Annotated in this window: 24 protein-coding genes; 16 read left to right on the forward strand and 8 right to left on the reverse strand. The window is 73.1% G+C overall.

The window, feature by feature from the left end; translation table 11 throughout:
* Positions 1-88: 88 nt before the first annotated feature.
* Together I4Q55_RS35480 and I4Q55_RS51070 are read right to left on the reverse strand one after the other, a co-directional pair.
* The gene (locus I4Q55_RS35480) at positions 89-301 is read right to left on the reverse strand and encodes a hypothetical protein (RefSeq protein WP_206794431.1); all 213 of its coding nucleotides are present in this window, start codon (positions 299-301) and stop codon (positions 89-91) included.
* Positions 302-364: 63 nt separating this feature from the next.
* Positions 365-2,563: a PHB depolymerase family esterase gene (locus I4Q55_RS51070; RefSeq protein ID WP_206794433.1), complete on the reverse strand. Its 2,199-nt coding sequence runs from the start codon at positions 2,561-2,563 to the stop codon at positions 365-367.
* A 147-nt stretch (positions 2,564-2,710) separates the two neighbouring features.
* Here I4Q55_RS51070 and I4Q55_RS35490 point away from each other — a divergent pair, with 147 nt between their 5' ends.
* From I4Q55_RS35490 to I4Q55_RS35505, 4 genes are read left to right on the forward strand one after another with little or no spacing between them, the layout of a single operon-like run.
* Positions 2,711-4,282, forward strand: a complete 1,572-nt coding sequence (locus I4Q55_RS35490; protein WP_206794435.1) for an alkaline phosphatase D family protein — start codon at positions 2,711-2,713, stop codon at positions 4,280-4,282.
* A 55-nt stretch (positions 4,283-4,337) separates the two neighbouring features.
* Entirely contained in the window at positions 4,338-5,159 is an 822-nt protein-coding gene (locus tag I4Q55_RS35495) for a helix-turn-helix transcriptional regulator (protein ID WP_206794437.1), read from the forward strand.
* A 33-nt stretch (positions 5,160-5,192) separates the two neighbouring features.
* A complete protein-coding gene (locus I4Q55_RS35500; protein WP_206794439.1) occupies positions 5,193-6,041 on the forward strand; it encodes an oxidoreductase in 849 nt (282 codons plus the stop codon).
* On the forward strand, positions 6,038-6,757 hold the full coding sequence (locus I4Q55_RS35505; RefSeq protein ID WP_206794441.1) for an SDR family oxidoreductase: 720 nt from the start codon (positions 6,038-6,040) through the stop codon (positions 6,755-6,757). Before I4Q55_RS35500 ends, I4Q55_RS35505 begins: the two co-directional genes overlap by 4 nt.
* Positions 6,758-6,769: 12 nt before the next feature.
* Here the strand turns inward: I4Q55_RS35505 and I4Q55_RS35510 are convergent, their stop codons facing one another.
* Both I4Q55_RS35510 and I4Q55_RS35515 read right to left on the reverse strand, forming a co-directional pair.
* Positions 6,770-7,639 carry an NAD(P)H-hydrate dehydratase gene (locus I4Q55_RS35510; protein WP_206794443.1) on the reverse strand — a complete coding sequence of 290 codons (870 nt, stop codon included), beginning with the start codon at positions 7,637-7,639 and terminating at the stop codon, positions 6,770-6,772.
* Positions 7,617-8,336 (reverse strand): histidine phosphatase family protein, encoded by a 720-nt coding sequence (locus I4Q55_RS35515; RefSeq protein WP_206794445.1) that lies wholly within the window; start codon positions 8,334-8,336, stop codon positions 7,617-7,619. The genes I4Q55_RS35510 and I4Q55_RS35515 overlap by 23 nt, the downstream gene beginning before the upstream one ends.
* 82 nt (positions 8,337-8,418) lie before the next feature.
* On the opposite strand from I4Q55_RS35515, the gene I4Q55_RS35520 reads away from it, so the two are divergent.
* A complete protein-coding gene (locus tag I4Q55_RS35520; RefSeq protein ID WP_206794446.1) occupies positions 8,419-9,639 on the forward strand; it encodes a PP2C family protein-serine/threonine phosphatase in 1,221 nt (406 codons plus the stop codon).
* Positions 9,640-9,661: 22 nt separating this feature from the next.
* Here I4Q55_RS35520 and I4Q55_RS35525 read toward each other — a convergent pair whose 3' ends face one another.
* On the reverse strand, positions 9,662-10,045 hold the full coding sequence (locus tag I4Q55_RS35525; RefSeq protein ID WP_206794448.1) for an STAS domain-containing protein: 384 nt from the start codon (positions 10,043-10,045) through the stop codon (positions 9,662-9,664).
* 169 nt (positions 10,046-10,214) lie between these two features.
* Between I4Q55_RS35525 and I4Q55_RS35530 the strand changes: the two genes are divergently transcribed.
* The 6 genes from I4Q55_RS35530 (at position 10,215) to I4Q55_RS35555 (ending at position 18,019) form a co-directional block, all read left to right on the forward strand.
* Positions 10,215-10,598: an STAS domain-containing protein gene (locus I4Q55_RS35530; RefSeq protein WP_206794450.1), complete on the forward strand. Its 384-nt coding sequence runs from the start codon at positions 10,215-10,217 to the stop codon at positions 10,596-10,598.
* Positions 10,595-12,178 carry a PP2C family protein-serine/threonine phosphatase gene (locus I4Q55_RS35535; RefSeq protein ID WP_206794452.1) on the forward strand — a complete coding sequence of 528 codons (1,584 nt, stop codon included), beginning with the start codon at positions 10,595-10,597 and terminating at the stop codon, positions 12,176-12,178. The genes I4Q55_RS35530 and I4Q55_RS35535 overlap by 4 nt, the downstream gene beginning before the upstream one ends.
* Positions 12,175-12,591, forward strand: a complete 417-nt coding sequence (locus I4Q55_RS35540) for an ATP-binding protein (RefSeq protein ID WP_206794454.1) — start codon at positions 12,175-12,177, stop codon at positions 12,589-12,591. The genes I4Q55_RS35535 and I4Q55_RS35540 overlap by 4 nt, the downstream gene beginning before the upstream one ends.
* Positions 12,592-12,677: 86 nt before the next feature.
* Positions 12,678-16,748, forward strand: a complete 4,071-nt coding sequence (locus I4Q55_RS50340; RefSeq protein ID WP_206794457.1) for a SpoIIE family protein phosphatase — start codon at positions 12,678-12,680, stop codon at positions 16,746-16,748.
* Positions 16,745-17,047 (forward strand): STAS domain-containing protein, encoded by a 303-nt coding sequence (locus I4Q55_RS35550; RefSeq protein ID WP_206794459.1) that lies wholly within the window; start codon positions 16,745-16,747, stop codon positions 17,045-17,047. The genes I4Q55_RS50340 and I4Q55_RS35550 overlap by 4 nt, the downstream gene beginning before the upstream one ends.
* A gap of 240 nt (positions 17,048-17,287) precedes the next feature.
* The gene (locus tag I4Q55_RS35555; RefSeq protein WP_206794460.1) at positions 17,288-18,019 is read left to right on the forward strand and encodes a GAF and ANTAR domain-containing protein; all 732 of its coding nucleotides are present in this window, start codon (positions 17,288-17,290) and stop codon (positions 18,017-18,019) included.
* Between the two features lies 1 nt (position 18,020).
* Here the strand turns inward: I4Q55_RS35555 and I4Q55_RS35560 are convergent, their stop codons facing one another.
* Positions 18,021-18,431 (reverse strand): ATP-binding protein, encoded by a 411-nt coding sequence (locus I4Q55_RS35560; protein ID WP_206794462.1) that lies wholly within the window; start codon positions 18,429-18,431, stop codon positions 18,021-18,023.
* 123 nt (positions 18,432-18,554) lie between these two features.
* Between I4Q55_RS35560 and I4Q55_RS35565 the strand changes: the two genes are divergently transcribed.
* A complete protein-coding gene (locus I4Q55_RS35565) occupies positions 18,555-21,818 on the forward strand; it encodes a glucodextranase DOMON-like domain-containing protein (protein ID WP_206794464.1) in 3,264 nt (1,087 codons plus the stop codon).
* Between the two features lie 13 nt (positions 21,819-21,831).
* Positions 21,832-22,401 carry a DinB family protein gene (locus I4Q55_RS35570; RefSeq protein WP_206794466.1) on the forward strand — a complete coding sequence of 190 codons (570 nt, stop codon included), beginning with the start codon at positions 21,832-21,834 and terminating at the stop codon, positions 22,399-22,401.
* On the opposite strand, the gene I4Q55_RS35575 is transcribed toward I4Q55_RS35570, so the two are convergent.
* The gene (locus I4Q55_RS35575; protein ID WP_206794468.1) at positions 22,402-23,409 is read right to left on the reverse strand and encodes an aldo/keto reductase; all 1,008 of its coding nucleotides are present in this window, start codon (positions 23,407-23,409) and stop codon (positions 22,402-22,404) included.
* Between the two features lie 181 nt (positions 23,410-23,590).
* Between I4Q55_RS35575 and I4Q55_RS35580 the strand changes: the two genes are divergently transcribed.
* Genes I4Q55_RS35580 through I4Q55_RS35590 form a run of 3 tightly spaced genes read left to right on the forward strand, consistent with a single transcriptional unit; the run spans position 23,591 to position 26,045 of the window.
* A complete protein-coding gene (locus I4Q55_RS35580; protein WP_206794470.1) occupies positions 23,591-24,094 on the forward strand; it encodes a YbaB/EbfC family nucleoid-associated protein in 504 nt (167 codons plus the stop codon).
* A complete protein-coding gene (locus tag I4Q55_RS35585) occupies positions 24,091-24,405 on the forward strand; it encodes a hypothetical protein (RefSeq protein ID WP_206794472.1) in 315 nt (104 codons plus the stop codon). Before I4Q55_RS35580 ends, I4Q55_RS35585 begins: the two co-directional genes overlap by 4 nt.
* Complete coding sequence (locus tag I4Q55_RS35590; RefSeq protein ID WP_206794474.1) at positions 24,405-26,045, forward strand: WXG100 family type VII secretion target; 1,641 nt, start codon at positions 24,405-24,407, stop codon at positions 26,043-26,045. Before I4Q55_RS35585 ends, I4Q55_RS35590 begins: the two co-directional genes overlap by 1 nt.
* On the opposite strand, the gene I4Q55_RS35595 is transcribed toward I4Q55_RS35590, so the two are convergent.
* Entirely contained in the window at positions 26,042-26,902 is an 861-nt protein-coding gene (locus tag I4Q55_RS35595; RefSeq protein ID WP_206794476.1) for an SDR family NAD(P)-dependent oxidoreductase, read from the reverse strand. The genes I4Q55_RS35590 and I4Q55_RS35595 overlap by 4 nt on opposite strands.
* Positions 26,903-26,918 lie beyond the last annotated feature (16 nt).

Consider the following 26,918-nt stretch of genomic DNA (forward strand, 5'->3'; position numbering starts at 1 on the left):
AGCGCAGGCGGCCACCCGCCTGTCCACCCCGCCGGCTCAGGCATCACCGTGCCGGCGGGTTTCTCCCCCATCAGATCCACAAACCCCCTCAAGCCACCTCGGCCAGCCGCACCAGCCGGTTCCGCGGGTACGAAACCAGCTCCCGCTCCTCGTCCGTCGTGAAGATCTCCACAGAATCCTCCAGCAGCTCCGCCGAATTCACCTGCAGCTGCCACGCGGGCAGCCCCGGCGCCGGCTCGTGCCAGAACCACTGGCCCTTGGTGAGCTGGTGCGCCGGGACTGCTGCGTCGTCCGTTTTCATGCCCTGAGGCTATCCGTCACCACCGACAGTTTTCGCAGCGCCTCGAACCTGTGATCACGACCACTATGGACTCGAACAGGTCACGGTCGGCGGCGTCAGGTTCCCGCCGTGCTGGACCGTGAAGCCGATGACGTTGCCGCTGCCGTTGGGCCTCGCCGTCAGGACGTAGCCCGTGCTGTCCCACGTTCCCGTGTAGTTCCAGCTGCCGATCACCTTCTGCGGTGCCTGGAACGTGATCGTCAGCATCCAGTTGCTGCTCCCCGACACCGTCACCTGGCCGTTGAAGCCCACGTTCCACTCCGCCGTCTTCACATACGCCGCCGAACAGCCACCCGGCGAAGGAGTGGTAGTCGTCGTCGAGGGAGGCTGAGTCGTGTCGCCGTTCAGCGCCTCGAGGACCGCCGTGTAGGCCGCCTTCTTCTGGCCGTTTCCGTCGAACAGCAACGGCGTTCCCGACGCGCGCCACGAATCCGTGTCGCGGATGCCCCACACCGTGATCCCGGTGCAACGCGCGACCGCGAGGCACGCCGAAGTCACCGTGCGGAAGTTGTTCGCCTGCGCCGTCCCCGAGCCCTCGATGTCCAGCTCGGTGATCTGGACGTCCACGCCCAGGTTCGCGAAGCTCTGCAACGTCGTCTGGTAGTTCGACGGCACCGGGCTGTTGGGGTTGAAGTGCGACTGGAACCCGACGCAGTCGATCGGCACGCCGCGGGCCTTGAAGTCCTGCACCATCCGGTACACGGCCTGCGTCTTCGCGTGGCTCCAGTCGTCGGTGTTGTAGTCGTTGTAACACAGCTTCGCGCCCGGGTCCGCCGCGCGCGCCGCGGTGAACGCCGCCTCGATCCAGTCGTTGCCCGTGCGCTGCAGGTTGGAATTGCGCCGGGCGCCGGAACCGCCGTCCTCGAACGCCTCGTTCACCACGTCCCACGAGTGGATCTTGCCGCGGTAGTGCGTGGCGACCTGGGTGACGTGGTTGAGCATCGCCTGCCGCAGCGCCGCCCCCTCCATGCCCTGCATCCAGCCGGGCTGCTGCTGGTGCCAGGCCAGCGTGTGCCCGCGCATCCGGGCGCCCTGGCTCGTCGCCTGGTTCACGATCCGGTCGGCGTTGGCGTACGAGAACTGGCCCTGCGCCGGCTCGGTCGCGTCGATCTTCATCTCGTTCTCCGCGGTGACCATGGAGAACTCGCGGCTCAGAATCCCGGTGTACACGCTGTCCGACAGCTTGTTCGCCGACACCGCCGTGCCGAAGTACCGCCCGGTCCGCGCCGCCGCGCTGCCCAGCGTGGTCCCGGCCGGCGGCGCGGAAGACGTCGTGGTGGTCGTCGTGGAACCACCGCTGGTCAAGCCGAGGAACGCGATCGCGTACGCGATCATCCCGTTCTGCGGCAACGAATGCCCGGCACCCTGCACGCTGATGCCCTCGACCGGCGCCTGCGTGCCGGTGCCGCCGTAGCGGGTGCGCGTCCAGCTCGGCTGCGGCGAATCACTCGACGACGGCGTCTGGCTCAGCCCGTGCAGGTTGGTCCACTGCTTGATCTCCTCGCCGAAGTTCGGGTAGCGCAGGGTGTCGTCCGCCGTGCCGTGCCACAGCTGCATGCGCGGGAACGGGCCGGTGCGCCCGCCGCTCATCTGACGGGCCTGGTCGCCCCACTGCTGCGCGGTCTTGACGAGCTGGCCGCCCGAGCACTGGCTGTTCCAGCTCGACCCGTCCGTGGTCGCGAAGCAGCCGGCCGGCACGCCCATGAACGCCGCACCGGCGGCGAACACGTCCGGGTACTCCGCGGCGAGCACGTTCGTCATCATCGCGCCGGAGGAAAAGCCGGTGACGTACACGCGGGAGGAGTCGACGTTGTAGCGCTGCTTGGCCCAGTTGACCATGGAAAGGATGCCGACCGGGTCGCTGCCGCCGCCGCGGGTGAGGGCCTGCGGCGAGGAAACGTCGAAGCACTGCCCGCTGCGCGTGGCTTCCGGGAACACGATGACGTACCCGTACTGGTCGGCCGCGGTGACGTAGTCGCGGGCGTAGCCGTTGTAGATCGCCGACGCCGAGCCCGTGCAATAGTGGATGGCCACCAGCAGTGCCGGGCGGGCCGCGACGCGGTCCGGGACGTACGTGTACATGTTGAGGTTGCTGGGATTGCTGCCGAAGTCGGTGACCCGCGTCAACGTGGCCGCGGACGCCGGCTGCGCCGCCACGACCAGCGCGATCGACGCGGCGATCGCCAGCACGGCGGCGGAAAGGGCGGTGAGAATTCTTCGCACTCGAGGAATCCTTTCCGGGGACGGGAGAAGAGTTGCGACGATGGTTCGTCGCCACGCCCGGCCGGTCAACGATTATCGAAACGTTTCGGGAACTTTCGAACGCTTCACCGATCGGCCGCGCGGGCCGGGTTCTGCCAGGATTCCCGGATGACCGAGCTGTTGCTGGGCCCGCTGCTGCGGCACGTCGACGCCACGTCGGCGACGATCTGGGTCGAGACCGACGGCCCGTGCGAAGTGCGGGCCGGCGACGCCGCCGCCCGGACGTTCGAGGTCGCCGGCCACCACTACGCGCTGGTCGTGCTCACCGGGCTGGAACCCGGGCGGAGCACGCCGTACCAGGTGCGGCTCGACGGCGATGTCGTCTGGCCCGAGCCGGACAGCGAGCTGCCGCCGAGCCGGATCCGGACGCCGGCCCCGGACGACCCGCGGTTCCGGCTGGTGTTCGGGTCCTGCCGCAAACCGCGGGAGCAGGACGCGCTGGGCCCGGACGCGCTCGCCGCCTACGCCCACCGGATCGCCGCCCTCGACGAGGCCGAATGGCCGGAATCGCTGCTGCTGCTCGGCGATCAGGTCTACGCCGACGAGACCACCGACGCGACGCGGGAGTGGCTCGCTTCGAGGCGCGACACCACGCAGCCGCCCGGCACCGAGGTCGCCGACTTCGAGGAGTACTGCCACCTGTACGTCGAGGCGTGGTGCGACCCGGCGGTGCGCTGGCTGCTGTCCACCGTGCCGACGTCGATGATCTTCGACGACCACGACGTGCGCGACGACTGGAACACCTCGCAGGCCTGGCGCGAGAAGATGGCGCGGACGTCCTGGTGGCCGGAGCGGATGCGCGGCGCGCTGGTCTCGTACTGGGTCTACCAGCACCTGGGCAACCTGGGGCCCGCCGAGCTGGCCGAGGACGACGTCTACCAGCGCGTGATCGCCTCCGGCGCCGACAACGCCGAGCTGCTGCGCGAGTTCGCCGACCGGGCCGACCGGGAGGCCGACGGCGCGAAGGGCACCCGGTGGTCCTACCGGCGCGACTTCGGCCCGGTCCGGCTGCTGGTGATCGACTCGCGGGCCGGGCGGATCCTCGAGGGCGGGCAGCGGTCGATGATCGGCGAGGCGGAGTTCCGCTGGGTCGAGGAGCAGGCGTCGGGCGAGTTCGACCACCTGCTGATCGGCACGTCGCTGCCGTGGCTGCTGCCCACCGCGCTGTCGGCCGCGCAGTCGGTCAACGAGCGGCTCTGCGCCCGGCCGGGGCTCGTCGGGCGGTTCAGCGAGTGGTTCCGGCAGCTCGTGGACCTGGAGCACTGGCCGGCGTTCCGCGCGTCGTTCGAGCGGCTGGCGAAGCTCGTCGCCCGCGTCGCCGACGACGGACCGGCGTCGGTCACCGTGCTGTCTGGCGACGTCCACCACGCGTACGTCGCGAAGGCCGAGTTCCCCGGCGGGACCGCGGCGCCGGTCCACCAGCTGACCTGCTCGCCGATGCACAACACCGTGCCGTGGTCCATGACCCGGCTGTTCCGGGCCGGCTGGTGGCGGCCGCTGACCCGGGCGAGCGAGTGGCTGGCGCGCCGCACCGGCGTCCGGCCCGCGCCGCTTTCGTGGCACTGCGTGTCCGGGCCGCACTTCGGGAACGCGGTGATGACGCTGGACGTCGACGGGCGCACCGCCACGGCGACGCTGCTGCGGCCGGACGCCGACGGGAAGCCGATCCGGCTGGTCTGAGGGTGGGTGCGCCACGGCCACCCTCGCTCGCCGCATCCGGGTTAGCCTCGGAGACGTGGCCAAGGAAAACACCCTCGGAGAGTTCCTCCGGGCCCGCCGTCAGCAGGTGGGTCCGGAAGAGCTGGGCCTGCCCGCGGGCGGGTCGCGCCGGGTGGCGGGCCTGCGCCGCGAGGAGGTGGCGCTGCTGGCCGGCGTCAGCACCGACTACTACATCCGGCTCGAGCAGGGCCGGGAGCGGAACCCGTCGGCGCAGGTCGTCGACGCGCTCGCCCGCGGGCTGGCCCTGGACGACGACGCCTCGGCCCACCTGCACCGGCTTGCCCGGCCGGCACCGGCACGCCGGCGGCGCGCCCGGCGGCCGGAGGCGGTCAGCCCGAACCTGCTGCGCCTGCTGGATGGCTGGCCGGGGACGCCCGCGGTGGTCCTCGGCCGGTGTCTCGACGTGCTCGCGCACAACGCGCTGGGCGAGGCGCTGTTCGCCGGGCACACCCACAGCGGTGACCTGGTCCGCCTGGTGTTCCTCGACCCGGACGCCCGCAAGTTCTACCCGGACTGGGAGCGCGTGGCCGTCAACACGGTCGGCGGCCTGCGGGCGGCCGCCGGGATCGACCCGGACGACCCACGGCTTATCGACACCGTCGGCGAGCTGTCGGTCAAGAGCGCGGACTTCCGCCGGCTGTGGGCGCGCCACGACATCCGGCAGAAGACCCACGAAACCAAGCGGTTCCACCACCGGCTGGTCGGCGAGCTGGTCCTGAGCTACGAGGCGCTGACCGTCAACAGCGCCCCGGGTCAGCAGCTGGTCGTCTACCAAGCCGAGCCGGGCAGCCCGTCGGAAGCCGCGCTGGCCCTGCTGGGCAGTCTCGCCGCCTCCTGACCTCACTTTCCACAATGGACGGAGTACTTCGCCGTGCCCGAAAACGCTGTCTTCTTCATCACCGGCTGCTCCACCGGCCTCGGCCGCGCGCTGGCCGAAGCCGTGCTCGACCGCGGCCTGCGCGCGGTCGTCACCGCCCGCGATCCGGCGCGGGTCGCCGGCCTCGCCGAAGCCCACGGCGACCGCGCGCTGGCCCTGCCGCTCGACGTCACCGACCACGCCCAGGTCGTCGACGCCGTGAAGCGCGCCGAAACGGCCTTCGGCCGGATCGACGTCCTGGTCGGCAACGCCGGCTACGGCTACCTCGCCGCGGTCGAGGAAGGCGAGGACGCGGAGATCCGGAACCTGTTCGACACCAACGTGTTCGGCCTCGCCGACGTCATCCGGGCGGTCCTGCCGGGCATGCGGGCGCGCCGCGGCGGCCACATCGTCACCGTGTCGTCCCTCGGCGGCCTGGCCGCTTTCGGTGCCACCGGCTACTACCACGCGACGAAGTTCGCCGTGGAAGGGCTGTCGGAGTCCCTGGCCGCGGAAGTGGCGCCGCTGGGCATCAAGGTGACCATCGTGGAGCCGGCCGCGTTCCGCACCAACTGGGCCGGCCCGTCGATGCGGCAGTCGGCGATCCGCATCGACGACTACGCCGAGACGGCGGGTGCCCGCCGGGAGGCGACGCTCGCGACGTACGGCCGGCAGCCCGGCGACCCGGCCCGCGCGGCCGAAGCGATCCTCGCCGCGGTAGGCAGCGACGAACCGCCGTTGCGCCTGCTCCTCGGCCGGGCCGCCTACGACATCGCCACTGCCCGGCTCGGCACCCTCCGCACCACCTTCGACGCCTGGCGGGAAACCACCCTCGCCGCCGACTTCCCGGAAGGAACCCCGTGAAGACCGTCCTCATCACCGGAGCCAGCAGCGGCATCGGCCGCGCCACCGCGCTGCGCCTGGCCCGCGAAGGCCACCACGTCGTGCTCGGCGCCCGCCGCGAAGACCGGCTGGCCGCGCTGGCCAAGGAAATCCACGACACCGGCGGCACCGCGGACGTGCACCGCCTCGACGTCACCGACCGCGCGGACGTCGCCGCGTTCGCCGGCGCCGCCGCCCGGGCGCACGGACGGATCGACGCCTTCGTCGCCAACGCCGGCGTGATGCCGTTGTCGCGCCTGGACTCCCTGCACGTCGACGAGTGGGACCGGATGATCGACGTGAACCTCCGCGGCCTGCTGCACGGGATCGCGGCGGTCCTGCCGCACTTCCGGCGCGCACGCGGCGGGCACTTCGTGACGATCGCCTCCACCGGCGCGCACGAGGTCGTGCCGACAGCCGCGGTCTACTGCGGCACCAAGTACGCGGCCCGGGCGATCACCGAAGGCCTGCGCCTGGAGGCCGGCCCGGGTATCCGCGTGACGACCGTCTCCCCCGGCGTCACCGAGTCCGAACTCGCGGACACGATCACCGAACCGGGTGCTCGGGAGGCGATGCGCGCCTACCGCGCGGTGACCCTCCCGGCGGACGCCATCGCCGGGGCCGTGTCCTACGCGATCGGGCAGCCGGAGGACGTCGACGTCAACGAGATCATCGTGCGGCCGACCGCCCAGCGGTAGGCCGTGCGGGGCTCAGCGCTCCAGCTCGGCGATGACCCGCGGGATCTCCGCCACCAGCTCACGGGCCAGCAGGCCGGTGCTGCCGGTGTCCGGGATCAGCCGCTGGCCGGCCACCGCGTGGACGTGCGTGGCCCAGCAGGCCGCCTGGCCGGCCGTTGCCCCTCGGGCCAGGAAACCGCCGGTCAGCCCCGCCAGGACGTCGCCGCTGCCGGACGTCGCCAGGCCGACGTGGCCGCTGCCGTCGCGCCACGTCCGGCCCTCCGGCGCGGCGACCACGCCCATCAGCAGCACCACGCCGCCGTAGCGGCCGGCGATGCGCACCGCCGTCTCCAGGTCGTCGACGTCCTTCTCCTCGCAGCCGTCGAGGAACGCGGCTTCGACCCGGTTCGGCGTCAGGAGGAGCCGGCCGGCCAGGGGTTCCGCGAGCGCCGGGGCGCGGCTCAGCGCGCCGAGCGCGAACGCGTCGAGCACCACCCGCGCGTCCGGGGCGATCGCCGGCACCAGGCGCCGCAGGAGGTCTTCGGTCTCCGGCGCGCCGGTCAGGCCGGGACCGACCACGACCGTGCCGGCGCCGGGCAGGACCTCGGCCAGCCGGTCGACGGCGTCGGCCGCGATCGCGCCGGTCTTCGTCTCCGGCAGCCCGAACACCGACGACTCGGGGACCGAGACGCCGAGTGCCGTCGCGTGCCGTTCGGCGACCGCCACCTGCAGCGTGCCCGCCCCGGCGCGCAGGGCGGCGGTGCCGGACAGCGCCGGTGCGCCCGGCACCGTCCGGGCGCCGCCGACGACGAGCACCGTGCCGCGGTCGTCCGCGCCGATCCGCCAGTCCCGCAGCAGGGCCGGGCTGATCGGCGCCGGGTCAGGTGAGCTGCTGTGCGGCATCGTCGTCCGCCGTCGGCGGGGTGTCGGTGGCGTGCAGGTGGCCGACCTCCTGGGCCAGCACCATCGTGAACCCGCCGTCGGAGTCGCGCTCCCAGGCCGTCACCGAGCCGTTCGGGACCTCGGTGGCGCCGGCCGCGCGCAGCAGATCGGGTTCGGGCAGTCCTTCGAGCAGGTAGCGCAGGCCGAACACGGTCATCTCGTGCGCCGCCAGCAGCACCCGCTGCCCGGCGTGCTCCACGCTCAGCTCGGCGAGCAGGGACCGCAGCCGCAGCACGACGTCCGCCCAGGACTCCCCGCCCGGCGGCCGGTAGTAGAACTTGCCCAGCCGCCGCTTGCGCCGCAGCTCGTCGGGCCACCGCTCGCGGACGCCGTGCGAGGTCAGCAGGTCCAGGACACCGAGCTCGCGGTCGCGCAGCCGCTCGTCCGGGATGACCGGCACGCCGTCGGGCGCCGCCAGCCGGGCGGTGTCCCAGGCGCGGCGGTAGGTGGAGGTGACGACGACGTCCGGGGGCGCCTCGGCGAGGAACTTCCCCGCCGCCGCAGCCTGTTCGCGCCCCAGGTCCGTCAGCGGCACGTCGGCGTCGCGCTCGGCGATGTCGATCACGTCCGCGCCTGCCGACTCCGCTTCCTCCCTGGCCACGTTCCCGGTGCTCTGGCCGTGCCGCAGCACTCCCACCCAGTCCAAGTCGACGTTCACGCCGCTCTGGTTACCCCGCGGGACCCGCCGTCGAAACCCGGGATGGTTAGGGCCGCAAAGGGGTTGCGGCTAGGGTCGTCGCATGTCGCGAAGTCTCGACGCCCACGACCGGCTGCAGCAGCTGGAGGCGATCCTCGGTGCCCCGGCCGCGCACCTCGGGCTGGCCGAGATGCTCGCCGAAACCCTCCAGCGCCTGCGCGAGGTCATGGCGGTCGACACCGCCACCGTGCTGCGGTACCAGCACAGCGGCCGCCAGCTGGCCGCCTTCGCGGCGGCGGGTATCGAAGAGGAGGTCCACCAGGGCGTACGGGTGCCGGTGGGCAGCGGGTTCGCCGGCCGGGTCGCGCTCGAGCGGGCCCCCGTCATCATCGACCACGTCGACGACACCACCGTCGTGAACTCCCTGCTGTGGGAACGCGGTCTGCACTCGATGCTCGGCGTGCCCATGATCGCCGGGACCGAGCTCGTCGGCGTGCTGCACATCGGTTCCGTGGCGCCCCGGGAGTTCGGCGAGGCCGAAGTGGCCACCATGCAGCTGGTCGCCGACCGCCTCGCGCTGGCGGTCCAGATGGAGGCGCTGGAGGAGAACCGCACCGCCACCATGGCGCTGCAGCGCAGCCTGCTGCCCAGCAGCCTGCCCGACGTCCCCGGCCTGGCCTTCGGCGCCCGGTACGTGCCCGGTGCCGAAACCGGGCTCGGCGGGGACTGGTACGACCTGTTCTCCCTGCCGGGTGACCGGCTCGGCATCGTGATGGGCGACGTCTCCGGCCACGGCCTCGACGCGGCCGTGATCATGGGACGGCTGCGCAGTGCCCTGCGGGCCTACGCCCTCGACTGCGAGAGCCCCGCCGAAGTGCTCGCCAAGCTCGACCGCAAGGCCAACCACTTCGAGCACGGGGCGATGGCCACGGTGGCCTACGGGATCATCGGTCCCGACCGCGAGGCACTGACGCTGTCGCTGGCCGGGCACCTGCCCCCGGTGCTCGCCCGGCCCGGCGAGGCGGGCCAGCTGGTGGACGCGCCCCCGGATCCCCCGATCGGGTTGACCATCGGCGTGCCGGAACGCCGGACGACGGTGGTCGGCCTGCCGGAAGACGCCGTGCTGGTGTTCTACACCGACGGACTGGTCGAGCGCCGGGACCGGCCGGTGGACGTCGGCATGCGGCAGCTGGCGGCGGCCACCCGCGCCGGGGACCCCGAGCGGGTCTGCGCGCAGGTCATGGCCGCGATGATCGGCAACCGGGCGGCCCAGGACGACGTCGCCGTGCTGGCCATCCGGCGCCGTGCCGTCCCGGCCGGCTGAAACGCGGCCGGGACGATCCGGGTCAGGACCCGGTCAGCGCCGCTTCCCTCGTCGGGAAGAGCGAAAGGCTCTCCTCGAGGCCGGTCAGCTGGATCGGGCGCAGGGTGGCCCGCCCGGACGCGACGATCCGGACCGCGGTGCCGGTGCCGGCGTTGCGGTGGATCGTCAGCAACGCGGTCAGGCCGGGCGAGGCGAGGAACTCGACCCGGCTCAGGTCGACCACCAGCACCGGCGGCTGCTCCGCCAGTGCTTCGTCCGCGGCCTGCACGAGCGCCGGCGCGGTGGTCGTGTCCACGTCCCCGGCGACCTCGACGACGATCGCTTCCTCCTGCTCCGTCCGGGCGATCCGGAACTCCCCGAACGGCACAGCGGTGGCCGAGCTTTCGAAGTGGGTGGGCTCGGTCATGACGATTTCTCCTCGCCTTCGGCAAGCGCCACCGGGCATCCGGTGGGCGTGCGTGATCACGAAGGCTGTCTGCTCAACCGCTGTCAATCATGCCTGTCCCGGCGACACGCCGCCGTGTCAGCACCCCGTCCGCTTCCCGCCGCGCCCGCGAGCAGGCAGGATGGGCGCCATGGGTGAACGGGACGTGACGGGGGACTCACTCGAAGACGCCGCCAGTTCCGCCGGATCGGTGGCGTTGGAGAGCCGGGACGGCGCCGCGGTGCTGCGCGTCGACGGTGCCCTCGACCTCGCGCTCGCCCCGAAACTGCGCCGGTTGGCCGAACGGGCGGCGCGGCTGCGGCCGGCGCTGCTCGTCATCGACCTCACCGGCGTCACCTTCCTGGCCTCGGCGGGCATGGCCGAGCTCGTCCGGGCGCACCGCGGGCCTGCCGCCTCGGTGCCGCTGCGCGTGGTGGCCACCGGCCGGATCACCCTGCGGCCCCTGGAGCTGACCCGGCTGGTCGACGAACTCGCCATCTACCCGTCGCTGTCCGAAGCACTGGCTCCCCGATGACGTCCCCGCCGGAGTTCGACGCCGTCCTCGCCGCCGTGCGCGGCACTTTCGTCGACGGCACCGGGGTTCCGGCGGCCACCGAGGTCCGCCCGCTCGGCCCGGCCGAGGTGCGGGCGACGCTCGGCGACCACGTCGCGCTCGCGGTCACCGACCCCGCGGTCCTCGCCGAACTGGTGCCCGGCAAGAAGATCACCCGCGCGATCGCCGTGGCGGCCGACGGCGGCGAGCGCGGCGCATTGGTCTATACCACCGACGAAGCCGGGCCGCTGCCCGTGGACGTCGCCGCCGCCATCGACGCCGCCACCACCGGCCTGGCCGCCACCGTCCGGCGGCTGCGCGGCGAAGCCGCGGTCCTCGACGCGCTGCACTCCACCGGTCGCGAACTCACCGCGCAGCTCGACATCGACCGGATCGTGCAGGACGCGACCGACGCGGCCACGGAAGCGACCGGCGCCGGCTTCGGCGCGTTCTTCTACAACCTCGTCGACGAGTTCGGCGAGTCGTACACGCTGTACACGATCTCGGGTGTGCCGCGGGAGGCGTTCGCCGGCTTCCCGATGCCGCGCAACACCGCGGTGTTCGCGCCGACCTTCGACGGCACCGGGACCGTGCGCAGCCCCGACATCACCCGCGACCCGCGGTTCGGGAAGAACGCGCCGCACCACGGGATGCCGGCCGGGCACCTGCCCGTGTGCAGCTACCTCGCCGTCCCGGTGATCAGCCCGATCTCCGGCGAGGTGCTGGGCGGGTTCTTCTTCGGCCACCCCGAGCCGGACCGGTTCACCGCGCGGCACGAGTACCTGGCCGAGGGCATCGCCGCCTACTCGGCCATCGCGCTGGACAACGCCAGGCTCTACGAACGCGAACGCACCCTCGCTTCGGAGCTGTCCCGCAGCATGCTGCCGGTCGCCCCGCCCACCCCGGGCCTCGCCGTGTTCACCCGGTACCTGCCCGCGGCCACCGGGAGCAAGGTCGGCGGCGACTGGTTCGACGTCATCCGGCTGCCGTCGGGCGCCACCGCGTTCGTCATCGGGGACGTCGTCGGCCACGGCGTCACCGCCGCGACGGTGATGGGCCAGGTCCGGACGGCCATCCGCAGCTACGCCCTGCTGGAGCTGCCGCCGTCGGAAGTCCTGCGCAACGTCTCCGAACTGGCCGTCGGGCTGTTCGGCGAGAGCTTCGTGACGTGCTTCTACGCGGTCCACCGGCCGTCCGACGGCTCGCTCGCCTACGCGAACGCCGGCCACCTGCCGGCGATCCTGGTCCGCCCGGGCGAACCACCCGAGCAGATCGGCGAGGCGCTCGCGCAGCCGCTGGGCATCGGCTCGGTCTTCCCGCAGCGCACCGCGGGCTTCCCGGTCGGCGCGGACCTGGTGCTCTACACCGACGGGCTCGTCGAAAGCCGCACCCGCGACCTCACCCTGGGCATCGAATGGCTGCTGGCGGGTATCCCGGGGCTGCTGACCGCGGCCGACCTCGAAACGGCGTGGGACAAGCTCGTCGACGAACTGACGCGCGGACGGCACGACGACGACATCGCCGTGATCCACGTGCGCCACCGCGGAGAGGACGCCCCATGACGGACCCGCTCCCGCCCGGCGCGCCCGCTCCCCCGGCCTCGTTCCACCGGCGCACGGCCGCGGAGGCCGGCCGGCTGCCGGAACTGCGGGAAGCACTGGCGCGCTGGCTGACCACACTGCCCCTGAGCCTCGAGCGGCGGGAGGACATCGTCCTCGCGGGCTACGAGGCGATGGCCAACTCGGCCGAGCACGCCTACCCCGGCGGGGCGGCGGGCCCGGTCGACGTCCGGGCCGAAGCGCTGCCCGGACGGCTGATCGTGACCGTCACCGACTACGGCACCTGGCGGCCACCGGCCGCTTCGAACGGGCTGCGGGGCCGCGGCCTGCTGCTCATCGACACCCTCGCCGACCACTGCGCGCAGGTGCACCGCGACGACGGCACCACGGTCACCATGACCTGGCTGACCGGCTGACTCACCCGGACGCGGCGGTTCGCACGCCCGGCGACCAGGCCGCCGGGCGAGTAGGCTCTGCCGGGGCCGCGTGAACCTGGAGTGTGATGAGCGTCGGGGAAGAGGCCGGCCACCGCGCCGTGTTTCCCGGGACCAGCAGGATGGCCGCCCGGATGCGGGACTTCGACTGGGCGTCGTCCCCGCTCGGGCCGCCCCGGGACTGGCCGCCGAGCCTGGCGACGGCGGTCCGCATCTGCCTCACCTCCCGCTTCCCGATGATCGTCTGGTGGGGCCCGCAGCTGCGGTTCCTCTACAACGACGCCTACCTGCCGCTGCTGGGCACCAAGCACCCGGCGCTGGACAAGCCGGGCGCGGAGGTCTGGGGCGAGATCTGGCACATCATCGGGCCGATGCTCGACAGCGTGATGACCACCGGCGAGGCGACCTGGTCGGAAGACCTGCTGCTGCCGATGAACCGGCACGGCTACTGGGAAGAGACCTACTGGACGTATTCCTACAGCCCGGTCTACGACGACGAAGGCGCGGTGCGCGCGGTGTTCACCGCGGTCTCCGACACGACCGAGCGCGTGATCGGCGCCCGGCGGCTGGCCACGCTGCGCGAGCTCAGCGCCCAGGCCGGCCTCGCCCGCAGTGTCGGCGAGGCCTGTGACCTGGTCGCCGGCGTGCTGGGCCGGGCCGGCGCCGACGTCCCCTACGCCGCGATCCACACCCGGGACGGCGACGGCGGTCTCGCCCTCGCGGCCGTCACCCCCGGCGGCGAAGGCGCGGGTGACGCGACCGCGTGGCCGCTCAAGGACGTGCTCGCCGACGGCGTCCCGCGGACGGTGCCGAGCGAGGTCTTCGGCGACTTGCCGCCGGGCGGCTGGTCCACCCCGCCCACCGAAGCGGTGGTGCTGCCGCTGCCCGGCGACGCCGGGGACGCGGCCACCGGGGTGATCGTGCTGGCCGCGAGCGGCGGGCGCGCGCTCGACGAGTCCTACCGGACGTTCCTCGGGCTGGTCGCGCAGCAGACGGCGGCGCTGGTCAACGGCGCGATCGCCTACCAGGTCCAGCAGCGGCGCGCGGAGGAGCTGACCGCGCTGGACGCGGCGAAGACCACGTTCTTCGCCAACATCAGCCACGAGTTCCGGACGCCGCTCACGCTGATCCTGGGCCCGGCCGCCGAGCTGCGGGAAACGCTGGCCGACGCCGGCGAGCGGGTGCGCGAAGAGGTCGACGTCATCGAGCGCAACGCGCTGCGGCTGGGGCGGCTGGTGAACAACCTGCTCGACTTCTCCCGCATCGAAGCGGGCCGGATGCAGGCCCGCTTCGAACCGGTGGACCTCGGGACGTTCACCGCGGAGCTGGCGAGCGTCTTCCGCGCCGCCGTCGAGCGGGCCGGCCTGGTGTTCGAGGTCGACTGCCGCCCGTCGGCCGAGCCGGTGCACCTCGACCGCGGGATGTGGGAGAAGGTCGTCTTCAACCTGCTGTCCAACGCGGTCAAGTTCACCTTCGACGGCGCGATCCGGGTGACGAGCACGGTCGACGGCGGGCACGCCGTGGTCGCCGTGTCCGACACCGGGATCGGCATCGACGCCGCCGAGCTGCCGCGCCTGTTCGAGCGGTTCCACCGGATCCCGTCGGCGCGGGCGCGGTCGAACGAGGGCAGCGGCATCGGCCTGGCGCTGGTGCGCGAGCTCGTCGGCATGCACGGCGGCAGCGTCGCCGTGGAGAGCGAGCCGGGCGCCGGGACGACGTTCCGGGTCCGGCTGCCGCTGGGCACCACGCACCTGTCCGCCGAGCACGTCGCCACCGAGCCCACCGGCGGCGGGCTCATCGCCGAGGCCGCGGAACCGTACGTACAGGAGGCCCTGCGCTGGCTGCCGGACGAGGACGAGCCCGCCCGGCCCGCGCCCGCGGGTGCCCGCGTGCTGGTGGCCGACGACAACGCCGACATGCGCGACTACCTCGTCCGGCTGCTGCGCGACGACTACGCGGTGACCGCGGTGCGCGACGGCGTCGAGGCGTTCGCCGCGGCCTGCGCCGAGCCGCCGGAACTGATCATCAGCGACGTCATGATGCCGCGGCTGGACGGCCTCGGCCTGCTCGCCGAGCTGCGCGGCGACCCGCGCACCGCCGCCGTGCCCGTGCTGCTGCTCTCGGCGCGGGCCGGGCAGGAAGCCGCCGTCGACGGGCTGGCCGCCGGGGCCGACGACTACCTCGTGAAGCCGTTCTCGGCGCGGGAGCTGCTCGCCCGTGTCCGCACGACCGTCCAGCTGGCGAGGCTGCGGACGCAGCACGCCCGGTGGCGCGCGGCGATGATCGAGTCGCTGCAGGAAGGGTTCTTCGTCTGCGACGCCGAAGGCCGGGTCGTCGAGATCAACGCGGCGTTCACCGAGCTGCTGGGCTTCGGGGCCGGCGGCCTGCCCTACGCCCCGCCGTTCCCGTGGTGGCCGGACCGCGAGACCGACGCCGACGCCCACCGCCAGGTCGCCGAGGCGTCCGAACGCGCGTGGCACGAGCCCACCGGCAGCCTGGTCCTGCCGATGCGGCACCAGGACGGGCACCGGGTGTGGATCGCGATCGCCTACAACCAGCTGCGCGACGACGAGGGCCGCCGCCGGGTGGTCGGCACGGTCCGCGACGTCACGGCCGAGCGGTACGCCGTGCAGCGCGAAAGCGCGCTCGCCGCGATGAACCAGCGCCTGGCCGGCATCAGCGGCGTCCCGGCGGTGCTGCGTGCCGGGCTGGAGCTGCTGCGCGAGCTGTGGGACGGCCGGCGCGCGCTCGCGGTGACCTGGCCACGGGACGGCGAGCCGGAGCTCGCGTCCACCGAGCCCGCCGACCGGCTCTGGGCGGACCTCGCCGCGCCGCTGCGCGCGACCCTGGCCCACCTCCGCACGCTCCCGGCCTTGCACGCGGCCCCGGCGGACGGCGGCGCGGGCACCACCGTCGACCACCCCGGCGGCCGGCTGACGCTCTGGGTCGACCCGGCACCGGGCCGCCCGCTCGGCACCGAGGACCGGACGCTGCTGGCGCTGCTGGCCGGGACGCTCGCGCACGCCCTGCGCCGCGCCCACCGCGACGACCGGCAGCGGGAGGTCGCCCTCGCGCTGCAGCGCTCGATCCTCGGCCCGGCCCGGCTCCCCGGCGGCTTCGCGGTGCGCTACGAGCCGGCGAACCCGCCGCTGGAAGTCGGCGGCGACTGGTACGACGTCGTCCCGCTGGCCGGCGACCGGATCGGCATCGTCGTCGGCGACTGCGTCGGCCGGGGGCTCCCGGCGGCCGCGGTGATGGGGCAGCTCCGCAGCGCCTGCCGCGCGCTGCTGCTGGAAGCCCGCGGCCCGGCGCACACCCTGGCCGCGCTCGACCGCTTCGCCGTCCGGCTGCCGGGTGCCTTGTGCACCACCGTCTTCTGCGGGGTGCTCGACCCGGCGACCGGCACGCTCACCTACAGCAGCGCCGGGCACCCGCCCGCCACCCTCGTGCACCGCGACGGCACGGCGGAGTTCCTGGACTCCGGCGGCGGCCTGCCGCTCGCGGTCCGCGTCTCGGCACCGCGTCCGGAGGCCACGGCGGTCGTGCCGGCCGGTTCGCTGCTGATGCTCTACACCGACGGGCTCGTCGAACGCCGCCGCGAGGCCCTCGACGAGGGCATGGACCGGGCCACCTCGGCCGCCCACGACACGCGGGACGCGGAGCTCGGCGACCTGGCGGCGGCCCTGATGGACCGGCTCCGCCCGGCGGACGGCTACGAGGACGACGTCGCGCTGCTGCTCTACCGCCGGTCGATCCCGCCGCTGGACTTCGAGTTCGCGGCGCACCCCGACCACCTCGCCTCGGCCCGCCGCTGGCTGCGCGGGTGGCTGGAGAACGCGGCCCTCGAACCGGACCTCGCCCAGGACGTGCTCGTCGCGGCGGGCGAGGCCTGCGCCAACGCCGTCGAGCACGCCTACCGCGACGTCATCGGGGCGACCGCGCACCTCGCGGCCCGGCTCACCGGCGCGCACCTGGTCGTCACGGTGACCGACCGGGGCCACTGGAAGCAGCCGCCGCCGGACAACCACGTGCTGCGCGGCCGCGGCGTGCCGATGATGGAAGCGCTGGCCGACGCGGTCGCCATCCGGCGCGACGCGACCGGGACCACCGTCACGCTGGAATGGAGGATCGGTTCGTGACGACGGCACTCACGCTGGTCAGCGGCCCGGGCGACGATGGCGACCGGGTCCTGACCGTCACGGGTGAGATCGACATGAGCAACGCCGCGGACTTCGGTGCGGCGCTGGACCGCGAGCTGGCGGCGGGCACCGCCGTCACCGTGGACCTCACCGGGGTCGCCTACCTCGACAGCGCCGGCGTCGCGGTGCTGTTCGACCGGGCGGGCGAGCACGACCTGCGGCTGGTCGCGCCGCGGCTGCTCGACCGCGTCCTGCGGGTCTCCGGGCTCACCCAGGTCACGAAGGTCGTGATCCGCTGAACGGTTGACCCGGGGTACACCGGGTAAGCGGGCCGCAGCGACGGTGCGTCGGGTGGGTTGTGCTGCCGGCCGTCGCCAGGTGGCGCCGGCGCGCAACCCACGACGTTCAACAGCGAGCGCCGGGCCGGAGCCACCGCTTTCCCGGTGTCCGGGTGTTGCGGACGCGAGTAGGGTTTTGCCGTTCCGTTGAAGCAGCAGCGGTTCGGCACGAGCCGCAGCGTCCGGGACGGAGATGACCGAGTGACCGGTGAGCCGATCCTGCCCGAGCACCTCGACGAGCTGACCGCCGCGATGGCGGACCTCACGGGCGCCCTGGAAACCGAACCAGCCGAAGCGGAGATCCTCGACGCCGTGTGCGCCGAAGCCGTCCGGGCCGTGCCCGGCGCCGACATGGCGAGCATCACGGCGATCCGCGAAGGGGAACCGACGACGGCTGCCTGCACGGACGAGCGGGCGGTCGAGATCGACCGGGCCCAGTACGCCGCGGGCGCGGGCCCCTGCCTGCAGGCCGCGGAGACCGGTGAGATCGTCCGGGTTCCGCTCGCCACGGCCGGGGCGGCGTGGCCCGAGTTCACCGCACGCGCCAAGGAACTCGGCGTCGGCAGCTACCTGGCCGCGCCGCTGCGCGTCGACGACCGCCTGTCCGGCGCCCTGAACCTCTTCGGCTACGGCGACCACGGCTTCGCGGAAACCGATTCGCAGCTGTTGAAGCTGTACACGACGGTCGTCTCGTTCGGGCTGCGCACCACCCGGCGCTACCACCAGGCCCGGCAGCGGACCGTCGAGCTCGAAGCGGCGATGCGCTCGCGGGCGGTGATCGAGCAGGCCAAGGGCATCCTGATGGCGGTGCACCGGATCAGCGCCGACGACGCCATCAAGCTGCTCGTCACCGAGTCCCAGCGGACCAACGTGAAGCTGCGGGACGTCGCCGCCCGGTTCGTCGAAGACCTGTCCTCGGCCGGAACCCGCTGAATCAGGCGGTGTGGCGGGCCGGGAACGGCCAGGTGAGCGTGATGACCGTGCCGCCGTCGGTCGAGCGGAGGTCCAGCCCGTCGACCAGGGCCTGGATCAGGCGCAGCCCGCGGCCGCCGTCGGCGCGCTCGGCCAGTGTCGCCCAGCGGCCCTGGTCGGCGACCGTGACGATCAGCACGTCCTGGTCGATCCGGGCGCGGACGTCGATCAGCCCCGGCCGGCCGTGGTAGGCGTGGTCGAGCACGTTGGCCATCGCTTCCCAGCAGGCCAGCACGACGTCGTCGGCCTGCCGCCCGACCTCGTCACCGGCGCGCCGCCGCAACCAGGACACCAGGTGCCGGCGCAGGCTCGGCAGCGTCCGTGGCGAAATCGTGCCGCGGTACCGCCATCCGTCCGATCCCAGCTCTTCCACGTTCACCTCCTCGGGGGACACCAGGTTTGCTACCCACGGGTTCGGATTCTCAATCACCGGTAATGAGTTCTCTGGCGCCGTTCGGACCTGGTGCGCCCCGGGCGGGCGTGATCGGATGGGCGGATGATTCGGTCGACGTCGTCCGTGGTGCTGTGCGCGGTGCTGGCCGCGACCCTCGTGCCCGCTCCTGCGGCCAACGCGGCCGCGGCGGCGCCGGGACCGGGCGCCGTCTCGCATTTCGGCCTGGCCCGCAAGGACTGCCTGGGCACCGCCCGGAACACGACGAGCAAGGCGTGGTTCACCGTGGCGAACGGCGTGCTGTCCGACGTCTACGCGCCGGTGATCGACAACACGAACGTCGAAACGCTGCAGTTCGCCGTCACCGACGGCCGCAGCTTCACCGACCTGCAGGCGCGGGACATGACCTACACGGTCCGCACGAGCGCGGGCGGGATGGCCTGCGAGGTGACGTCGACCGCGCGCAGCGGCCGCTACCGGCTGGTCACCGAGTACCTGGCCGACCCGGCCCGGACCGGCGTGCTCATCCGCACCCGGCTGGAACCGCTGCGGGGCTCCGGCCGGGACCTGCAGGTCTACGTGCGGTTCGACGCGAGCGTCAACGGCAACGGCGGGGGCGGCCCGGCCAACGGCGGCGGCGACACCGCCACCGTCGACGCGGCGACGTCCGCGCTGGTCAGCGCCGATCCGAACACGGTGTCGAGCGCGCCGGCCCGCGACTACGGCACCCCGCTGGCCGCCGCGCTGCGCGCCGACCGCCGGTTCCTGGCCACCGGCAGCGGCTTCGCGGGCACCGCGGGCGACGGGCTCACCCAGCTGGACCGCGACCACCGGCTCACCGACACGACGCCGTCGGCAGTGAACGGCAACGTCGTCCAGACCGCGCGGCTCGACCTCCAGCCGCGCCGCCCGGTCGTGCTGGCGCTCGGCTTCGGCGCGGACGCGCGGACCGCCGTCGCCACGGCCGGCGCGAGCCTGCGCACGCCGTTCGAGGCGAGCTACCGCCAGTACGCGCGCGAGTGGCGTGACTACGACAACGGGCTGATCCCGCTGCGGGGCCAGGACGCCGAGGCGTACTACCAGTCGGTCAACGTGCTGAAGGCCAGTGAGGACAAGACGTTCCCCGGCGCGGTCGTCGCTTCGCTCGGCAGCCCGTGGGGCCAGGCGGTACCGGCGGGCGACGCGCCCGGCGGCAAGCCGGTCTACTTCGGCTCCTACCGCGAGATCTTCGCCCGCGACCTGTACGAAAGCTTCTCCGGTCTCCTGGCGGCCGGCGACCGCGAGACGGCGCGGGCGAGCGTCCGCTGGCTGTTCACCCGGCAGCAGCAGCCGGACGGCCGCTTCCCGCGCAACTCGCTGCTCAACGGCAAGAAGGCCCCCGACTCCGGCGGTGACCAGCTCGACGAGAGCGCGTACCCGATCCTGATGGCGTTGCAGGCCGGCCTGGACCGCGACCGCACGCTCTACACCGACCACATCCGGGCGGCCGCGGACTTCGTCGTCGCGCACGGCCCGGCGTTCGGCTCGGAACGCTGGGAGGAGCAGGGCGGCTACTCCCCCTCGACGATCGCCGCGGAGATCGCCGGGCTCGTCGCCGCGGGCGTGATCGCCGAGCGCAACGGCGACCGGGCGCGCGCGAACGTCTACCGCGCCACCGCCGACCACTTCCAGCGCAGCGTCAAGGGCTGGACGGTGACTTCGAACGGGCCGTACGGCGGCCGGTACTTCCTGCGGCTGACCAAGAACGGCGACCCGGACTCCGAGTGGTTCTACAACCTGGGCAACGGCTCGGTCGACGCCGACCAGCGCGCGGTCGTCGACGCCGGCTTCCTCGAGCTGACGCGCCTGGGCGTACTACCCGCGGACGACCCGGACGTGGCCGCGTCGCTCGGCGTGGTCGATCGCGTGATCAAGCGGGACACCCCGGCCGGACCGGGCTGGTACCGCTACGGGACGTCGGCGCCGGGCAGCGAAGACGGCTACGGCGACTGCTACGAGCCGGACCCGACGAACTGCGGCCCCACGGGCGCGCCCTGGCCGTCGACGAACAGCGGGTCGGGGCACCTGTGGCCGGTGCTCGCCGGCGAACGCGGCGAGCAGGCGGTGCAGACCGGCGACCGGGCCGGCGCGGCGGCGCTGCTGCGCGCGATGTGGGCCCAGACCAACGGAACCGGCCTGATCCCCGAGCAGATCTGGGAGAACCCGGCGCTGCCCCCGTCCCCGTACGGCTCGGACCCGCGAACGGCGTCGATCGGCTTCACACCGGGTCAGTCGGTCGGTTCGGTGGCGCCGCTGAGCTGGGCGCAGGCGCAGTCGGTCCGGCTGGCCAGGGCCCTGGCCGACGGACGGCTGCCCGAGCAACCCGCCGAAGTCCGCTCGCGCTACACCGCGCCTCCCGCGGCCTTGGCAGTCACGCTCGACGCGCCCGCGTCGGTGTCCACGGCGACCGCCGAGGTCACCGGCACCGCGCCCGCGGGCAGCCGCGTCGACCTCGCCGTCTCGGCCACCGACGGGGGCACGACCACGGTGCTCTCGACCCGGGCCTCGGCGGCAGGGACGTTCCGCACCACGGTGCCGACGCCGCTGGGCGCGAACGTCGTCACGGCGGCCGCCACGGGCGCGGGCACCGGGTACGCGCAGAAGACGATCAGCTCGGACTTCGTCACCGGCACGGTCCTGCTGGACACCACGGACCCGGACGGCGACGACAACGGCCCGGGCACGTACACCTACCCGACGGCGGGCGACTTCCACGCGGGCGCGTTCGACCTGCAGCGGTTCCAGATCATCGACTCGGGCAGCACCCTGGTCTTCCGGACGCAGGTCCGTGACCTGTCCCCGACGTTCGGCTCACCCCTGGGCGCCCAGCTGCTGACGATCTACGCCCACGACCCGGCCGCGACGGCGACCTCGACCGCGGCGCCGTACCCGAGCCGGGCGTACACGATCGCGCCGCAGGACGCGTGGAGCAGGCGCATCGAGGTCCAGGGCTTCGCCGAGCCGGCGCTCGTCGACGCTTCGGGCGCTTCGCCGGCAACGCCGTCCGTGCAGGCGTCGCAGGCAACGCGGTACATCACGGTCAGCGTGCCGAAGACCGCCTTCGGGACGCCCGGCCGGGGCTGGACGTTCGCCGTGGTGCTGACGGGCCAGGACGGCAACTCGCCGGACCAGGCCCGCCCGTTCACCCCCACGGCGGGCCAGTACACGTTCGGTCTCTGCGCGGCCGGCGGGACGGCCCCGATCTGCACGGCGGACCCGGCCACGGCCCCGAAGGCGTTCGACGTGCTGACGCCGTCCGGCGTGGACCAGAAGCTGGAGCTGGACCCGACCCGCGGTCCGGTTTCGGTGCGCGGAGTGCCGCTGGTCTGACAGTCTGGCTGCCATGATCGACGAGTTCGCGAAGAACTACCTGCACGGCGACCTGCGCGAGGTCCGCGAGGAGCTGGTCGGGAAGCTCGACGGATTGAGCGAGTACGACATCCGCCGTCCCCTGACCACGACGGGCACCAACCTGCTCGGCCTGATCAAGCACCTGACCCTGACCGAGGCACGCTACTTCGGCGACATCTTCGGCCGGCCGTACCCCGAGCCGATGCCCCGGTGGGACGACCTCGAAGCACGCGGCAGCGACATGTGGGCGACCGAGCACGAGACACGCGCGGACATCGTCGACGGCTACCGGCGGGCGTGGCAGCACTCCGACGCGACGATCGCCGAGCTCGCCATCGACGCACCGGGCCACGTGCCGTGGTGGCCCCGCCCGGACGTGCTGCTGTTCAACATCCTGGTCCACGTCCTGACCGAGACGAACCGCCACGCGGGCCACGCGGACATCCTGCGTGAACAGCTCGACGGCTCGGTCGCCTCCGAAGGCCACCGCGACGCGGAGTTCTGGGCGGCCCGCCACGCGGCGGTGGAGCGAGCGGCCCAGGCCGCGAAGAGTCCACTGTAGTCAGAGGTCGGCGTTGAGCCGAGCCAGGATCCCGTGCGGAAACGGAAACACGGGTGCGCTGACCTCGGTGAGCCGGTCCAGCTGCGCCGCGGTGACGTCCAGCGCGAGCGCCCCGAGGGTTTCGGAAAGCTGCTCGGGCGTCCGGGCCCCGATCAGCGGCGCGGGCACGGCGGGACGGCTCAGCACCCACCGCAGAGCCACCTGCGCCGGAGTGGCGCCCGCCTCGGCCGCGACCTCGCGAACCGCGTCCAGCACCGCCCACCGGCTCTCGGGCAACGCGCTGAAGGCGGCGACACCCGGATCGGCGAGCCGGCCGGCACCGCCGTCCCGGCTGTACTTGCCGGAGAGGAACCCGCCACCGATCGCGCCCCACGGCTGGATCGCGATGCCGAACTCCCGCGCCAGCGGCACGTACTCGGCCTCGACGGCCCGCTCGACGAGCGAGTACTCCAGCTGCAGCGCCGTCACCGGCGGCCCGCCGAGCATGGCGGCCTTCGTCGCGTACCAGGCGGGGACGTCGCTGAGCCCCACGGCCCGGATCTTCCCGGCGCGCACCAGGTCGCCGAACGCCGCCATCACCTCCTCGGCCGGGGTGAAGCCGTCCCAGATGTGCAGCCAGTACAGGTCGACGTGGTCGACGCGCAGCCGCCGCAGCGACGCCTCCAGCGAGGCGATCATGTTCTTGCGGCCGTTGCTGCGGCGGCGCGGGTCCGACCGCGGGCCGCCGCCGCTGAAGTCGGGCCCGGAGTACTTCGTGGCGAGCACGACGTCGTCGCGGCCGACGTCACGGAGGAATTCGCCGACCAGTTCCTCGCTGCGGCCGGCGCTGTAGTTGTCCGCCGTGTCGACGAAGTTGCCGCCGCGCTCGACGTAGGCGCGGAACGTCTTGCGGGCGGTGGCGTCGTCGGCGCAGAAGGAGCCGGCCCCGAAGGTCAGCGCGCCCAGTGCGAGTGGCGAGACGCGCAGCCCGGAACGGCCCAGCGGCCGGTAGTCGTCCAGTTCGGTCATGCCCCGATCGTGCAGCCTGGAGCGCGCTCCAGGGCAACCCCCGCCCAGGGCGTTCGAGGGCACTATCGGGGAGACAACCAGGCCGTGTCCCCGGCTCGCGCCGGACGACCGGCCGTGATGGGCTAGCCTGCCGCTCAACGGGTCCGGCCGAGCGCGCCGGCTGTGTCGAGGAGTCGATTTCGTGCAACCGAACCTGGGGCCAGGCGAAGACTTCCAGCTCCTGCTCGAACGGCAGGTCCGGGAAATGCAGTCGAAGGCGGCGGCGCTGAACGAGGCGCTTTCCGCGGCCGGGGCGACGGTCCGCAGCCGCGACGGCTCGGTCACCGTGACGCTCGCCCCGAACGGCGCGCTCACGAACCTCGAGCTCGGCCACCGGGCGTGCGAGCTGGGCCCGGCCCGGCTGACCGCGGCGATCATGGGTGCGGTGCGGGACGCGCAACGCCAGACCGCCCGCGCCGTCGCGGATTCCTTCGCCACCATCAACGGCGACGGCGAGTCGACCGAAATGGTCCGGTCCTTCCTCCCGCCGGACCCGCCGCCGGACGGGGACTTCGCGGCGCCGGAGAGCGCCGAACCCACGCCGCCCGCTCCTGCGGCACCGGCTGCGCCGCCTTCGCCGCCGTCCGCGCCGCGCCGCCGTCCGGTGGCCGACGACCGCTCCGACGACGAATCGAACCCCTGGTGACCGGCGGCGGCTTCCGCGTCTCTTCGGAGCCACTCGCGAACTTCGGCAAGCACCTCGACGAGCTGCAGAAGAACCTCCAGAGCACTTCGGACCTCGTCGGCGGCATGGTGTGCGACCCGGGCATGTTCGGCATCAACCCGGCGTGCCAGCTGATGGCCGCCGGCGCGAGCACCTGGACCGACAAGGCGCACCACCAGTTCGGGGAGTACGCCAAGACCATCGGCGAGTTCGCCGACAAGGTCACCGAGGCCGCGAAGCGCTACCAGTCGGGCGAAGAAGACGCCGTGAACTCGATCGTGAGGTTCGAATAGTGGGCGACGACTACAAGAGCAAGGACGTCAGCCTCCACGGTTCGGAACTGTTCAACGAGGACAACCGATCGGCCGGGGCGGGCTTCTTCGAGGCGGCGACGGGCCTGGACAAGGCCGTCAAGGAGCACGACCAGGTCGCGATCGGCATCGGCTCGGCGGGGATGGCGCTGGAGACCATCGGTCTCGTGCTGGACCCGATCGGGAGCCTGCTGACGGCCGGGATCGGCTGGCTCATCGAGCACATCACGATCCTGCGGTGGCCGCTGGACATCCTGATGGGCGACCCGATCGGCATCGCGGCGGCCAGCGAAGCGCTGACGGCGGAGAAGAAGAAGCTGGAGCAGTGGTCAGCCGACCACCAGCAGGCGCTCGACACGCTGATGAAGGAGTGGAGCGGGCAGGCCGCGGACCAGTTCAAGAAGGACATGGACGCGGTCACCGAGCAGCTGGGCTCCCTCGGCGGCTACCTCGACGAGGCCGGCAAGAACATGAAGATCGCCGGCGGCATCGTCGGCGCGTTCCGCGGCATCCTCCGCGACCTGATCGCGATGCTCCTGGCAACGATCATCAAGGGCGCCCTGATCGCGGCGGCCCTGGCCCCGGTGACGTTCGGAGCGTCGATCGCGATCTTCATCGGCACGACGATCGGCACGGTGGCCACGGCCCTGGGCAAGATCGGCGCGAAGCTGGCCCAGCTGGCGAAGAAGCTGGGCGAGCTGCTAAAGGCGCTGACCAAGCTGGGCAAGGCGGGCGACGACCTGGCGGCGGCCAAGCCCCCGACGAGCAGCCTGACCCCGGCACCCACCCCGAAGCCGGACACCACACCGGCCCCCAAGCCGGACACGACCCCCGAGCCGAAGCCGGACACCACGCCCTCGTCGGCGACCCCGGAGCCGAAGCCCGAGCCGAAGCCGGACCCCAAGCCCGAGCCGAAGCCGGACCCCAAGCCGGAACCGAAGCCCGAGCCGGCGCCATCGTCGTCCTCGGCCACGCCGGAACCCAAGCCCGACCCCAAACCGGACCCCAAGCCCGAGCCGAAGCCGGACCCCAAGCCCGACACCACGCCCTCCTCGGCCACCCCCGAGCCGAAGCCTGAGCCCAAACCGGACCCCAAGCCCGACACCACGCCCTCCTCGGCGGCCCCGGAACCGAAGCCCGAGCTGGCGCCATCGTCGTCCTCAGCCACCCCGGACCCCAAACCCGAGCCCAAGCCGGACACCACACCCGAGCCCAAGCCCGAACCGGCGCCCGCGTCGGCCACCCCGGAACCGAAGCCCGACACCAAACCGGACACGACCCCGGAACCCAAGCCCGACACCACACCCGACCCGAAGCCGGAGCCCAAGCCGCACAAGCCGTTCACCGACCAGATGACCGACGTCATCAAGACCAAACTGTCCCAAATGGATGGTGTGACGCCCGAGATCATGCAGAAGTTCGACAAGATCAGCAACTTCTCCGTGCACGAGCTCGGCAAGCTCTTCGGCAAGGAAGGCGCCGAAAAGTTCGAGTCGGCCATCAAGGTCATGACCGACCCGTGGTTCGGCAAGTCGGGCCTGGCCGGCAAGACCGTGGTCGACATGATCAAGGGCGTGCCCGCCAGCGTCGGCAACGTCACCGGCGGGGACGACGAGTCCTAACCGAGCGGCTCGAGCCCGGTCAGCGCCACGCTTTCCTTCCACAGCCGCGCGGCGGCCGCGTCGTCGGCCAGGTTCGCCCACCGGCGTTCCAGCCGCGGCCGGCCGCGCAGGCCGAACACGCGCGGGCCCCACAGCTGCCCGCCCTCGACGTCCGGATCGAGGACCGCGCGCACCGCGGGCCGCGCTCCGGCGTCCTTGCCGTGCAGCACCACCCGGGCCGGCAGCCCGCGCAGCCACGCGCCGGCGGTGCGGGTGTGCACGGGCGGCCGTGACGGCGTCAGCGAGTCGAGCGCGCCGCCGGGGTGGGCGAGCACGCTGACCCGCCGTGAACCCGCTGCCCGCAGCCGCCGGTCGAGTTCGAGCGCGAAGAGCAGCTGAGCCAGCTTGGACCGCTCGTAGGCCCGCTTCGGCTGGTAGTCCCGCTCGCTCTGGAGGTCAAGAAAGTCCAGGCTCGCCGACTTCGCCGCGAAACTGCCGGTGGTGACGATCCGCGCGGCCGGCGTCAGCGCCGGCAGCAGCCGCGCGATCAGCGCGAAGTGGCCGAGGTGGTTGGTGCCGAACATCAGCTCGTGCCCGTCCGGGGTCTCCCGCCGCGGCGGCGCGTCGAGCGCGACACCGGCGTTGCAGACGACGGCGTCGAGTTCCCCCACGTCCGGTTCGAGCGAGCCGAGGTCGGCCAGGTCCAGCCGGACGCACCCGGCCTTCGCCCCGGCGACCCGCGAGCGGATCGACGCGGCGGCGGCCCGCGCCTTGACCGGGTCGCGGCTGCCGATCACCACCTCCACGCCGGCCGAAGCCAGCTGCTCGGCGACGAAGTAGCCGATCCCCGCGTTGCCCCCGGTCACCAGTACCCGCACCGCCGCCCCTCCATGT

This window comes from Amycolatopsis sp. MtRt-6 (assembly GCF_017308975.1).
Lineage (GTDB): Bacteria > Actinomycetota > Actinomycetes > Mycobacteriales > Pseudonocardiaceae > Amycolatopsis.

Excerpts from the sequence above, each read along its gene's own strand:
- I4Q55_RS35525 (WP_206794448.1), bottom strand. The coding sequence starts at position 10,045 with ATGACCGAGCCCACCCACTTCGAAAGCTCGGCCACCGCTGTGCCGTTC.
- I4Q55_RS35520 (WP_206794446.1), top strand. The coding sequence starts at position 8,419 with ATGTCGCGAAGTCTCGACGCCCACGACCGGCTGCAGCAGCTGGAGGCG.
- I4Q55_RS35510 (WP_206794443.1), bottom strand. The coding sequence starts at position 7,639 with ATGCCGCACAGCAGCTCACCTGACCCGGCGCCGATCAGCCCGGCCCTG.
- I4Q55_RS35565 (WP_206794464.1), top strand. The coding sequence starts at position 18,555 with ATGATTCGGTCGACGTCGTCCGTGGTGCTGTGCGCGGTGCTGGCCGCG.
- I4Q55_RS35570 (WP_206794466.1), top strand. The coding sequence starts at position 21,832 with ATGATCGACGAGTTCGCGAAGAACTACCTGCACGGCGACCTGCGCGAG.
- I4Q55_RS35490 (WP_206794435.1), top strand. The coding sequence starts at position 2,711 with ATGACCGAGCTGTTGCTGGGCCCGCTGCTGCGGCACGTCGACGCCACG.
- I4Q55_RS35535 (WP_206794452.1), top strand. The coding sequence starts at position 10,595 with ATGACGTCCCCGCCGGAGTTCGACGCCGTCCTCGCCGCCGTGCGCGGC.
- I4Q55_RS50340 (WP_206794457.1), top strand. The coding sequence starts at position 12,678 with ATGAGCGTCGGGGAAGAGGCCGGCCACCGCGCCGTGTTTCCCGGGACC.
- I4Q55_RS35575 (WP_206794468.1), bottom strand. The coding sequence starts at position 23,409 with ATGACCGAACTGGACGACTACCGGCCGCTGGGCCGTTCCGGGCTGCGC.
- I4Q55_RS35540 (WP_206794454.1), top strand. The coding sequence starts at position 12,175 with ATGACGGACCCGCTCCCGCCCGGCGCGCCCGCTCCCCCGGCCTCGTTC.
- I4Q55_RS35530 (WP_206794450.1), top strand. The coding sequence starts at position 10,215 with ATGGGTGAACGGGACGTGACGGGGGACTCACTCGAAGACGCCGCCAGT.
- I4Q55_RS35480 (WP_206794431.1), bottom strand. The coding sequence starts at position 301 with ATGAAAACGGACGACGCAGCAGTCCCGGCGCACCAGCTCACCAAGGGC.